At 33.4% G+C, this 12550-nt stretch carries 10 protein-coding genes; 9 read left to right on the top strand and 1 reads right to left on the bottom strand.

Going from position 1 to position 12550, the window contains the following annotated elements:
- The 9 genes from AB2B50_RS07125 to AB2B50_RS07165 all read left to right on the top strand — a co-directional run.
- The coding region (locus tag AB2B50_RS07125) for an LPXTG cell wall anchor domain-containing protein (protein WP_320693312.1) at positions 1–315 on the top strand (315 nt) is incomplete at its 5' end.
- A 114-nt stretch (positions 316–429) separates the two neighbouring features.
- Complete coding sequence (secY2, locus tag AB2B50_RS07130) at positions 430–1686, top strand: accessory Sec system protein translocase subunit SecY2 (RefSeq protein ID WP_320692840.1); 1257 nt, start codon at positions 430–432, stop codon at positions 1684–1686.
- Between the two features lie 13 nt (positions 1687–1699).
- Positions 1700–3283, top strand: a complete 1584-nt coding sequence (asp1, locus tag AB2B50_RS07135) for an accessory Sec system protein Asp1 (RefSeq protein ID WP_320692841.1) — start codon at positions 1700–1702, stop codon at positions 3281–3283.
- A gap of 4 nt (positions 3284–3287) precedes the next feature.
- Positions 3288–4877: an accessory Sec system protein Asp2 gene (gene asp2 / locus AB2B50_RS07140; protein ID WP_320693313.1), complete on the top strand. Its 1590-nt coding sequence runs from the start codon at positions 3288–3290 to the stop codon at positions 4875–4877.
- A 9-nt stretch (positions 4878–4886) separates the two neighbouring features.
- On the top strand, positions 4887–5429 hold the full coding sequence (asp3, locus tag AB2B50_RS07145; protein ID WP_316108560.1) for an accessory Sec system protein Asp3: 543 nt from the start codon (positions 4887–4889) through the stop codon (positions 5427–5429).
- Between the two features lie 7 nt (positions 5430–5436).
- A complete protein-coding gene (gene secA2 / locus AB2B50_RS07150) occupies positions 5437–7833 on the top strand; it encodes an accessory Sec system translocase SecA2 (RefSeq protein WP_320692843.1) in 2397 nt (798 codons plus the stop codon).
- Positions 7834–7842: 9 nt separating this feature from the next.
- Positions 7843–9357 carry an accessory Sec system glycosyltransferase GtfA gene (gtfA, locus tag AB2B50_RS07155; RefSeq protein ID WP_320692844.1) on the top strand — a complete coding sequence of 505 codons (1515 nt, stop codon included), beginning with the start codon at positions 7843–7845 and terminating at the stop codon, positions 9355–9357.
- Positions 9350–10669, top strand: coding sequence for an accessory Sec system glycosylation chaperone GtfB (gene gtfB / locus AB2B50_RS07160; RefSeq protein ID WP_320692845.1), 1320 nt, complete (start codon positions 9350–9352; stop codon positions 10667–10669). The genes gtfA and gtfB overlap by 8 nt, the downstream gene beginning before the upstream one ends.
- A gap of 15 nt (positions 10670–10684) precedes the next feature.
- Positions 10685–10849: a hypothetical protein gene (locus tag AB2B50_RS07165; protein ID WP_320692846.1), complete on the top strand. Its 165-nt coding sequence runs from the start codon at positions 10685–10687 to the stop codon at positions 10847–10849.
- Between the two features lie 281 nt (positions 10850–11130).
- On the opposite strand, the gene AB2B50_RS07170 is transcribed toward AB2B50_RS07165, so the two are convergent.
- The gene (locus AB2B50_RS07170) at positions 11131–12333 is read right to left on the bottom strand and encodes an IS110 family RNA-guided transposase (protein WP_320692847.1); all 1203 of its coding nucleotides are present in this window, start codon (positions 12331–12333) and stop codon (positions 11131–11133) included.
- Positions 12334–12550 lie beyond the last annotated feature (217 nt).

Consider the following 12550-nt stretch of genomic DNA (forward strand, 5'->3'; position numbering starts at 1 on the left):
GAGTCAGTATCAGAATCAGTAAGTGAATCAATTTCTGAATCAGTAAGCGAGTCAATTTCTGAATCCGTCTCAGAATCAGTAAGCGAATCAATTTCTGAGTCAGTATCAGAGTCAGTAAGTGAATCAATTTCTGAATCAGTATCAGAGTCAGTATCAGAATCCTTATCTGAATCAGTAAGTGAATCAGTTTCTAGACGATTATTGCCAAATACTGGAGAAAATTCTTCTTCCTCTCTTGGATTAGTTGGACTCAGTGGTCTTCTAATTGGAGGACTCTTAGGACGTAAAAAACGTAAAACAGGAGACAATGAGTAGGAAGTGAATATACTCTTCAATAAAATATGAAGCAAGGGTTGGTGGTGTTTTCACACCCCAACCTTGTTTTTATGTTATAATAATTTGGAATAGAGAGAATGGATTAATTTGAATATGATAAGAAAATTTCAGAAATACTGGAGGAAATCGCTAGTAATCCAAAGATTTTCATGGATGATTTGTATAGTATTTATATATATGTTAGGTCGACAAATTCCTATTCCAACAGTTGGGGTTGATAAAGTTGTACTTGGTAATGCCATAGATTCACAATTAATTGAGAATTTTGGAGCGATCACTGGAATTCAATTTAGCAGTATGACTTTATTCACGTTGGGGATTGGTCCAACTATGACAATGATGATTTTATGGCGCTTCTTAGTTACTTTTAAATTAATTAGTAATTGGACCTCAGATAAAGTGAATCGCTTGCAGTTTTTGATGACATTAGCAATTGCTTTGTTACAAAGTTACGGAATAACCAATAGTTCCGAATTTTTAATATCGTTTGGATATAATTATGTGACTTTGAGGATAATTACAATTGTGTTATTAACAACTGGTACACTTATATTAAATTGGTTATGCAAAATAAATAGTGAACGAGGTATTGGTGGGATGACTGTTGTTATATTGGTAAATATGATATTAGCGTTTCAAAGCAATACAATTAAGTACTTCACAACTCAACAATTCGATTCCGATAATCTCATAAAATTTGGGTTATTATTTTGTACCGTCTTATCTGTACTTGTTTGTTTAACTATATTACTTTATAAAGGGGAATATCGTATACCGATTCGAAGAGTAGGATTAAATACACCATACCATTCTAGTAGCTATCTCCCGATACGTGTGACACCTGCAGGTGCGATGCCATTTATGTATGGAATGACTTTGATGATGTTGCCTCCATATATATTCATATTGTTATTGAATATATTTCCTAATAATCAAATTTTAGAATATCTTTCAGTTCGTATTGGCTTATCTCAAGTACCAGGTGTTATCTGTTATATCTTACTACTTTATCTCTTGTCCATTGGTTTTTCATACTATAATTATGATCCATATGAAATTTCAAAGAATATGAGAAATAATGGTGATTATATATCTGGGAAAAAGCCGGGGGAAGAGACCTTAAAGTATATTCAACATGTTGTAAATTCGTTTGCACAATTTGGGGCTTTTACAGTTGTTGTTTTGGGAGGTTTACCGATGCTTGCAGTTTCATTGCAGGGGCATGGTAAAAATAGTATTTCAATTGCTCTATTAATTAGTAATGCATATATTATAGTAAGTCTTTTATTGGGTGTTATGGAGCAGGTTGATACAATGAATAGTTGGAAAAAATACAAAAATTTAATTTAATGGTGGAAAGTTTATGTTTTATTTTGTGCCTTCTTGGTATGGTCGACAGAGACAATGGTATGATAATACACCTTGGTGGTTTCGTGTAAATAATCGAATGACTTTTGATGATAGTGTGAATCAAGTAAAAATGTTTTTGGAAGCAAAAGAAGAAATTGGAGTAATGATATTGAACTATCAGCCTCAACTTCGATATTTTTTACATAATCAAGGAATTTTTGGAGTTTACTATTGGTCATTTTTTGATGATATTCAGAATATCACAAGATTTTACACAAAAATTATTCATTTTAAAGACTTAAATTGGCCAAAAGGTAGTGAGTTTTTTTATAGTCCTTTTGCAGTCGTTGTCCGACTAAAGGGAAAAATTTATGCTGTTGTGAACTTTGCTGAGAACGGGAATATTCATTCGATTTCATTTCAAAAGAATGAAAAAATAACAAAAGATTATATCTTTGATGATAGGGGATTTTTATCTAGTATTCTTTATTATGATATAGATGAGCAAGCGCTTTACCAAGATTACTTGAACACTAATGGTGTTTGGCAAGTTAGAGAGTTTCTAAAAAAAGAAAATGACTCCTCTCCTCTCCTTATGGTTAATGATTTTGCAGATAAGACTTTTAGTAAGAAGTATTATAATAGTTGGAAAGAATTGATTGAAGAAAGATTGACAGTTTTTCGAAAAAATCATATTAAAAATACTGATATATTTGTTGTTGCAAGCCATGAACAACATAATCAACTTATTTCAACTATATTTAAGGATTATAGAACAATTTACTCTTTTTTTGGAAATCGATTTAATTTGCAAGATTTTAAAACAAATCAATTAACTATTAATGAGGCTTCTTTTGTAGTGGCCGATACTGAGAGGAATGAAAGATTATTGAAGGAGCTTTTTGAAAAATTAGGATTAAAATCAATTCCGATCATGCGTCTTTCCCCCTTTGATAGTCGATTACGCCTTGGACATAGCCAGACTGTTAAAGAGCAGATAATTTACTTTTTCATCGATAATATAGAGCGAGATGAACTATATTCTGTCATAACAATTATTCTAGAATTAATGAGTTTGCGTAAGGATACTGAACTTAGAATCGTAACATTTAGGCAGGATATGCAATTGGATTTGTTAAAGACATGGATAATAGAATTAATAAAAACATTCCATTTTGAAGAACTCTTTTTTAAACATGTTAGTGAAGGTGAAAATGAACTGGAAGATGAACAAGAGATAGAGTTAAGTCGAATAGTGATGGAGTGTTTTACAAATGAAAATCAGATTATTGAATGTCTGGATACAGCTAGGTTAGTCATTGACCTTGGGCTTGAACCAGATCTATATACACAAATTGCTAGTATTAGTGCAGGTATCCCACAAATTAATCGTGTGAGTTCGGACTATGTTGAACATCAAAAGAATGGATTAGTTATCAGTGAAATCAGTGATCTGTCAGCAGCAATTGATTTTTATTTTGACGGACTATCAAACTGGAATGAGGCCCTTATCTATACTGTTCAAAAAATGTCTAACTACACAAGTGTTAAAATATTAGAGCAATGGAAACAAATGCTAGAAAATAGAAATAGGTAATTGGATGACGATGAAGATTTTACAAATTGGCTATTTAAATTGGGCTAGTCAAGTAGAAAAACTACCAGAAGACTTAGAATGGTTTTTTTGTAAGCCGGAGAATATCCAAAATTTTTTAAAATTAGAAGAGGAAAAATTACTTGCAGAATTTCTTAAAGACATGACGAAGCAAGATAATTTGATAGAAAAACCAAAAATTCACATTCATTTTAATGCGATTGTTATAACTGATTATCTTGAGGAAATACAATTAGAACCACTAATAGATACAATTGAAGCTTACAGTCTATTTTGCAGTGCAGAATTAGACTTATCTTCAGATAGTCCAAATGGAATTTTTCGAAGAAAAATACTTCGTAAACTGGAAAAATCGAAAGACATTTCTACTTGTATCAATTTTTTATATCAAGTATTGTTTAGTAGTCAATATGGGGCAAAGTTAAAAATACCTGAAATAGATATCAATCCAAATTTTAGAGGTATGGTACAACGGAATGGTCATGTAAATACTCAGTTTACTGGTGATTTTGGAGAAGATTTCCAACAACTTTTTACTTATAGGTATAATCTTTCAAGTTTTCCAGTAGCTCTAGAATTATGGCAGGAGTATGAAAAAGTCAAAGGCAATTGTCACATTCAGTTAGTAATAACTCCAATGAGAAGAGGTAGTCTTTATGAATTAATGGATAGTTTGATTTATAATGAAGATGATCTTAATAATTTAGTTATCCTAGAATCAAATCCTGAAGAAATCGGTTTTTATGCTGTATCCATATACGCGAAAGGAGAAGGGTCACTGTCATTTGGTCCCCTTCATTGGCGATATTCACGTCAAGGTCTCGGCAACTTAGTTCTTGGAGGTGGAAGGTACAGTGATGAGAGAAGACAAGAATTTTTCTATTACTTTAATCCAGGAGATATGAAGCCACCTCTAAATGTATATTTTTCAGGATTCAGGCCTGCTGAAGGGTTTGAAGGATTTGGAATGATGAAATCTCTTAATTCTCCGTTTGTGTTAATTGCTGATCCTAGATTAGAAGGAGGCTGTTTCTATATTGGAACTGATCAATATGAAACAAAAATCATTGAAGTGATTCAAAAATCATTAGACTATTTAGGATTTTCATCATCTGAGTTGATACTATCTGGCATATCAATGGGGTCATTTGCTGCAGCATATTATGCAGTAGACCTAAATCCGGCGGCAGTAATTGTAGGGAAGCCATTTACAAATCTTGGAGATACTGTGTCTGGATTGAAATTAAAAAGACCAGATGAATTTGAAACAAGTGCAGACATGCTGCTGAATATAACTCATGGTTTAACAGAAATACAAATTGATGAGTTGAACCAAAAATTATGGAAGAAATATCATAAAGCAAGTTTTAAAGATACTCAATTTGCTCTGGGATACATGAAAAATGATGATTACGATGGTTGTGCTGCCCAACGTTTAACAAATTATCTCTCACAGAAAGATGTACATATATATAGTGTAGGATATGAAGGAAGGCATAATGACAACAGTCAAGCGATTAATAAGTGGTTTAAGCAACAATTTAAAAGAATTCTAGAAGATCAGTTTGGAAGATAAGGAGTGTAAATGATTAAACAGTTAATTGCTGAAATTTATTGGAATGAGATAAGAAAGAATGAGAATTATTTATATGGTTCTCAAATTAAATTCCAAGAGGATTTAGTGAACTTTTACAATTTACGGTTCGCATCAGGAAAACCTATCATTACCTTTAAATCACGAACAAATTATCAAGGCGATCGTCATTCTCCTGATCTTCCCATTCTCACACAGGGAAAGAGATATCAATTGGAGTTTTTGATTGATTCAGTACCGGAACTATCCTTTTTCTTACAACTTGATTTTTTTAATCGTCAAGCTGAGCAAATTGAGTCTATCGTATTGAGAAAATCGGGAGAAAGTTTTATTTTCCCGCGGGATACCTTTACTTACACACTTACATTGATGAGTGCGGGGTGTCAATCAGTTGCGTATCACAAGATTATGATGTACGAGATCAATGAGGAGGAAGAAAAAGAATCGGAATTTCGTACTTTTGAGAATCGATATTTAAGGGAGTTACTTCCGAAAGATCTTGATTTAGTAAAAGACCTAGTAAAATATATTTAATGGATAGATGGAAAAAATTAAACAAAAAAAATCATTTATTAATACAATAAAATTACGTAGACTTCGAAAAAAATTAGTGAAAATAAATGCATTAGAAGAATCAATGTCCCACTTAAGCGATGAAGAACTAAAGAATAAGACTGAAGAATTTAAAAATCGTTTAAGGACAGGAGAAACACTTGAAGATATTCTAATTGAGGCTTTTGCAGCGATTCGTGAAGCAGATCGCCGAATACTAGGCATGTTCCCATTTGATGTTCAAGTTTTAGGAGCGTTAGCCCTTCATGAAGGTACAATTGTTGAAATGAAAACAGGAGAAGGAAAGACTCTGACTGCTACCTTACCTCTTTATTTAAATGCTTTGGAGGGGAAGGGAACAATACTTGTAACAACCAATGATTATCTCGCAAGACGTGATGCAATAGATATGGGTGAAGTTTATCGCTTTATGGGATTAACTGTTGGAGTAGGAGTTTTTGACGATGATGAAGAAGTAGATTCTAATCGGAAGAAAAAAATCTACTCTTCTGATATATTGTATACGACAAGCACTGCTCTTGGATTTGATTATTTGATAGATAATCTGGCAGGAAATGCAGAGGATAAATTTTTACGATCCTTTAACTATGTTATCATTGATGAAGCAGATGCTGTTTTGTTAGATAGTGCACAGACACCACTTATTATCGCTGGATCACCCAGAGTTCAATCTAATCTTTATGATACAGCTGATCAATTTATTCGAACATTGAGAAAAGAGCAGGAATTTAAATTTCTCAAAGATGAAAAAATTATCTTCTTGACTGACGAAGGAATTCGTTATGCAGAGAAATATTTTAATATTTCAAATCTCTATGGTGAAGAATATTTTGAATTGAATAGACATATTAATTTAGCGCTTAGAGCACATTATTTATTTAAAAAAGATATTGATTATGTTGTAACTGAGGATGCAGTTGAGCTACTAGATAATCGTACTGGACGGATACTTGAAGGAACCCGTCTCCAGTCTGGAATTCATCAGGCAATTGAGACAAAAGAAAAAGTCAAAAAATCAAAGGACTCTCGCGCTATTGCTTCTGTAACGTATCAAAGTTTATTTAATATGTTTCCTAAACTATCTGGAATGACGGGAACGGGAAAAATTGCAGAGAATGAGCTGATTAGTACTTATGGGGTATCAGTAGTTGTTCTTCCAACTAACACACCAATACGAAGATTAGATTATTCAGATAAAATTTATACTACCTTACCCGAAAAATTATTTGCTACTCTTGAATTTGTTAAGGAAATCCACGAAAAGCAACAACCGATTCTTTTGATTTCAGGAACAGTTGATATTGCGGAGATATACTCACGTATGTTATTACAAGAGGGGATTCCTCACAATGTTTTGACAGCAAAGAATATTGCTAAGGAAGCATTGATTATTGCTGAAGCAGGTCAAAAAGGTGCTGTCACAGTAGCTACTTCTCTAGCTGGACGAGGTACGGATATTAAGTTAGGAAAAGGTGTTGCAGAATTGGGTGGTTTAGCTGTCATTGGGACAGAGAGAATGGCAAACAGTAGAATTGATTGGCAGTTGAGAGGACGAGCTGGACGACAAGGGGATCCAGGTTTGAGTCAGTTTTTTGTATCCTTAGAAGATGAGTTGATTATGAATTATGCTAATAAAAGATTAAAAAAATACTTTGAAAAGCAAAATCGTATAGATCGAAAGAATTATGGAAAGCCTCTAGTTTCTAAACGTTTTTCTAGAATTGTAGCGCATGCTCAACATAAAAGCGAGGACAAGTCGGAATCTGCTCGTCAGAATACAATTAAATTTGATGAGAGCTTAAAATCACAACGTAAGAAAATATATCATTTAAGAGATCAGCTGATTTATGGTGAAGTAAAACTCAGAGATCGTTTAGATAAATTGATGCGTGAATATATTGAAATATATATAGAAGATAATCGTCACATTGGATTAAACCAAAATGATTTAAAGAGATTTATTTTAGAGAATTTCACCTATCAACTGAGATCCCTTCCAACAAGTCTAGATTTGGCTAATAGTAAACAAGTGAAGGATTATTTATTTTACCTTTATCAATTAGAGATGGAACGTAAATCTAAGCAACTAAAAACAGATTCAAAAGTGGAGGAGTTTATTCGTTTATCAATACTACGAGCAATTGATGAATGTTGGATTCAACAAGTAGACCATTTACAACAACTGAAGACATTCGTATCAATGAGACAAATAGCCCAAAGGGATTCTATTAGTGAATACTTACGAGAATCCTTAGAGTCTTATGAGGAAATGGGTAAAGAAGTGAAACATGCTATTGTTAAAAATGTGATGCTAAGCACCATAGAAGGAAAGATAGACGATGGTTTATCAATTTATTTTGTATAAGAGGGAACAATGACAATCTATAGTATTAATTTAGGGATTGGCTGGGCAAGTAGCGGTGTTGAGTATGCTCAGGCATATAGAGCACAAATTTTAAGATCACTTGGTATACCTGCTAAATTTATTTTTACAAATATGTTTCAATCAGAAAATCTGGAACATTTTACAAAAAACATCGGATTTGAAGATAGTGAAATAATATGGTTATATGGATATTTTACAGATGTTAAAATTGCTGGAACTACATATAAAAAAGATGATTTGGAGGCCACTTTTTCACAACATCCTACAAAAAAAGAAGTGAGCTCTGATCGAAAGCTTATTCGTTATTATTTTGAAAATCAAGAACTATATATTAATGCTTCCCTTTATGGAGAAAATCAGGAATATGTACAACGAGTAGAATATGTTGTTAAAGGAAAACTGATTCGTAAAGATTACTATAGCTATACAAAAGTATTTAGTGAATTTTATGCACCTGGAGAAAATGGGCTACAGCTCTGTAATCGTTCATTTTATAATGAAGATGGTAGTATTGCTTATGAAGAGATTCTTTCTAATGAAAAGAGTACTTTTGTTTTTTCAAATAAAATTTGTTATGGACTAGAAGAATTATTAGAGTTCATGCTTGAGGATCTTTCTTTGACAAAGTCTGATTTGATTTTACTTGATCGTGCGACAGGAATTGGACAAGTAGTATTTGAAAATATAGGGGCAGCGAAGTTAGCAGTAGTTATTCATGCAGAACATTTTAATGAAAAAAATACAGATGAATATAATATTCTCTGGAATAATTATTATGAATATCAATTTACTAATGCTGATAAAGTGAATGCATTTATTACGTCTACTGAAAGGCAAAAAATACTTCTTGAGGAGCAATTCACACAATACACTTCTCTACATCCGAAGGTAGTAGCTATTCCAGTAGGAAGTTTAGAACAATTGAAGTTTCCGGAGCAATCTAGAAAATCTTTTTCAATGATGACTGGTTCTCGTTTAGCAGTAGAGAAACATATAGATTGGTTAATTGAGGGAGTAGCCTTAGCTCAGAAAAGACTTCCTGAATTGACTTTTGATATATATGGTGAAGGTGGAGAGAGAAGAAAACTGACAGAGCTTTTAACTAAATTACATGCTGGGGAGTTCATTGAATTAAAAGGTCATAAACAGCTTGATGATATTTATCAAAATTATGAACTATATTTAACTGCTTCAACAAGTGAAGGGTTTGGTTTAACGTTAATGGAAGCAGTAGGCTCAGGACTTCCTATTATTGGTTTTGATGTTCCATATGGAAATCAAACATTTGTTTGTTCTGGAGAAAATGGTCTGTTAATTGAGCGTCCTAAAGGGGATGACCGTTCTCGTATTGTACAAGCTTTTGCAGATTCAATATATGAATATTTCACTAAGTTTAAAAAGGCTGATGCACAACAATATTCTTATAATATTGCAGAGAACTATAAGCATGAAAAATTAGTTGAAAGATGGAAAGCTTTTATAGAAGAGGTGCTATATGATTAGGTTATTCGAATGGTTAACACAAGAATCTTTGGATCTACATTATTCTCTTGAGCAATCTGGTATCCATGGAACTAGTATTGTTTTAAATGATGATGGTTTCTTACCAGAAGGAATAATATCACCTTATACTTTCTTTTGTGAAGTTGAAATGGATGGCGAAGCACTTTATTTCAATCAATTAGAAGTTCCTTCACTTTGGCAAATTACAGGAACGAATATAGAAGGAGAAATCTGGAATCGTAGTTCTAAAAGAGGAGTTATTCATTATCATGAACCAAAATATTTGCGATTTGTCCAAAGTGTAGATTGGCTGTATCCAGATGGTTCGATTTATATGACGGATCACTATAATCAACATGGGTGGATTTTTGCTAAGACTTATTTTTATAGTGACCAGCAAGTGAGTCACAAAAAGTATTTTAATAAATCGGGTCAGGAAGTATTATCAGAAAATATTTTAACAGGGGACATTCTTCTTAATTGGAAAGGCAAGAATTATCATTTTACAAAAAAAGTAGATTTCTTTCTCTTTTATTTAAAAGAATCGGGTCTAGATTTATCATCAATTTGGTATAATTCATTGGGAATGCCTTTCTTAATTTCCTATTACCTAGGAGGCGAGGGAAGAGACATTTTATTCTGGCAAGAAAAACTTGCGGATCAGCTTCCGGGAAATATGCAAGTTATTTTTTCAGGAAGATCAAGCAGAACTAAGAAAGTAATAGTTCAGGATCAGTCGGTTTATGAAAAATTATTGCACTTAGTGGAAGAGAAGAATAAAGAGATGATTAGTTTTTTAAACATTCTCTATCCTAAATTGAGAGAAAACTATTCTCGAAAAGAGATTCTAATTGTGACAAACTCTGATCAAATAGAAGGCTTAGAATTATTAACTGAGCAGCTCTCAGCTTATACTTTTCATATTGGTGCTTTAACGGGTATGTCGGAGAAATTACAAAATTTTGGTCAAAAAGAAAATGTACTACTCTATCCTAATATGTCTCCTAAAACGATGTTGGATCTACTGGATCAATGTGATATCTATTTAGATATTAATCACGGGAATGAAGTTTTATCGATAATTCGAGAAGCTTTTGAACGAAATCTTCTTATTTTAGCATACGACAATACTATTCATTCACCAATTTTTCACCATAAAAGTGGTATTTTTAATCATAGTCAGCCTCAAACATTATCTGATTGGTTATTGAATTTAGATGATTATTCACAGACGGTTTCGCGTTGGCGATCAGACTTATTCCCTATGACTTATGAAGATTATAAACAAATATTGTTTAGGAATGTAGATTAATGAAGGAGAAGAATAGTGGCAGATAGAAATACACTATTAGATGAGGATATACAGAAACGTATCAAAGAAATACGCTATGAGAAACCAGATGAGGTAAAAAATCGAAAATCTATTTTTTATATTATCGTAGTAGTATTAGTAACTATTTCAGTTCTGATATCATTGTTTAGATATTTATAATAAAAGGATCTAGTAAAAGAAAAAGATTGAAGAAAATTGTCCAAAATGGACTTTTTCTTCAATCTGAAACCAAGGATGTTTGATCCTTGGTTTTTCGGCTCTTTTCTACCATTTGTCAAGTATATCAAGGGCTTTAAGTAAAAAAAGAGATAAGACAGTAGCTATTCTGAGGTTACTGTCTTATTTTTACCACTTATTGATCCATAAAAGGGTATGCTAAAAAAACACCTCATCTGGTATTTTTTGAAACAAGGTGTTATAATAATACGGCATAGATAGCCTTATCGATTTTGGGTCAAAGAGTAATCGTAAAGTTTGTTATGCGTAATGAGGTAATACATTGTTCGAATGAGACGATGTATAGAAGCAATCGCATGTGGCTTGGTTGAAGCTATTTTCGATTGTCTTTTTCGTTTCTCATAAAAGTCGGCGATATGGCAGGGATTGGTATGACTAGCTGAAGCGATGTTATGAATGCACTTGAACAAGATTTTTCTTGCATAGGGATTACCTCGTTTAGTAATGTGTTCCTTGGCGAGAAAATTCCCAGATTCATAGTGTCTCAGGTCAATGCCAATAAAAGCGTTGATTTGATTGGTAGACTGAAAGCGACGAATATCTCCCAATTCGCCAATGATAGATGTCGCTGTGGTTTCTGCGATGCCAGGAATTGATCGTAAGATGTCATACTCTGGTAAAGGCTGAGCTAGAGCTACCATGTCGTCTAAGACAACCTGTCTGTGCTCAGAAAGACGAAGCAATTCTTGAGCATAGTAACGAACCTCTTCAAGTATTGGGGAGATTTTCTTGACCGCACAAAAAGATTGTTTAGCGAGTTTTATAAGTTTATCAGTCAGGTAAGCAATACGCTTTTCAGAGATTCGTTTGGAGGTAGATTGACGGATAATCATACACAATTCACTTTGAGATAGGTTTAATACAAACTCTTTACATGGAAAAGCCATCACTAAATTCCAATATTGCTCTCCAGTTGGTGTGGATAAGAGATTTTCCAATTCAGGAAAGGTGACTTGTAAGACCTTGTGTAGACGGTTTTTAGCTCTAACAATGTCTTCTGTAAGATTTTGATAGAAACGGCTTAAATCACGCAGGTGTTGATAAACTTCTTCCTGCGCATAAGTTGGTTTACGATTGAGTATAAACTGAGAATGAGCCAACTTTTCAGCGTCAATTTTGTCTGTTTTACGAACTCGCAGACTATCCAGTTGCTTCTTAGCTTCCAGAGGATTCAGCTGTGTATAAGCGTAGCCGTATTCCTCAAGAAAGGCTTGAAGACGCCGAGAATAGACACCAGTAGCTTCAAATATAATCTCAGGGTTATGAACAGTTTTCAAGTCATTCAAAAGACGATTGAAGCCAATGGCGTCATTGAGCATAGTGTATCCATGAATCTTCTCACCGTTGACTAAAATTGCCACCTCAGAACTTGCCTTACTCACATCAATCCCAAATACTGTACGCATGATATTACCTCTTTTGTCTTGAATAATTCCGTGTTTTAGTGATTTTATTTTCAATACGCGACGTCTAGCGTCCCACATACTTTGATCAAATTCCACCTAAAACAGGTGTCTTGCCAGTTTGTCAAGCGACGTCTAGCGCCAAAGAGCCCTACGACTTTACAAGACACCTCTACTTTAACATAAAGAAAAAGTAGTGAATACTCTCTCCCGTCGGAGA

Origin of the sequence: Streptococcus fermentans, assembly GCF_040888305.1 — a bacterium.
GTDB classification, from domain to species: Bacteria; Bacillota; Bacilli; order Lactobacillales; family Streptococcaceae; genus Streptococcus; species Streptococcus fermentans.

Bases quoted from the DNA above. Each gene is read 5' to 3' on its own strand.
- secY2 (WP_320692840.1), top strand. From the start codon at position 430: ATGATAAGAAAATTTCAGAAATACTGGAGGAAATCGCTAGTAATCCAA.
- asp1 (WP_320692841.1), top strand. From the start codon at position 1,700: ATGTTTTATTTTGTGCCTTCTTGGTATGGTCGACAGAGACAATGGTAT.
- asp2 (WP_320693313.1), top strand. From the start codon at position 3,288: ATGACGATGAAGATTTTACAAATTGGCTATTTAAATTGGGCTAGTCAA.
- asp3 (WP_316108560.1), top strand. From the start codon at position 4,887: ATGATTAAACAGTTAATTGCTGAAATTTATTGGAATGAGATAAGAAAG.
- secA2 (WP_320692843.1), top strand. From the start codon at position 5,437: ATGGAAAAAATTAAACAAAAAAAATCATTTATTAATACAATAAAATTA.
- gtfA (WP_320692844.1), top strand. From the start codon at position 7,843: ATGACAATCTATAGTATTAATTTAGGGATTGGCTGGGCAAGTAGCGGT.
- gtfB (WP_320692845.1), top strand. From the start codon at position 9,350: ATGATTAGGTTATTCGAATGGTTAACACAAGAATCTTTGGATCTACAT.
- AB2B50_RS07170 (WP_320692847.1), bottom strand. From the start codon at position 12,333: ATGCGTACAGTATTTGGGATTGATGTGAGTAAGGCAAGTTCTGAGGTG.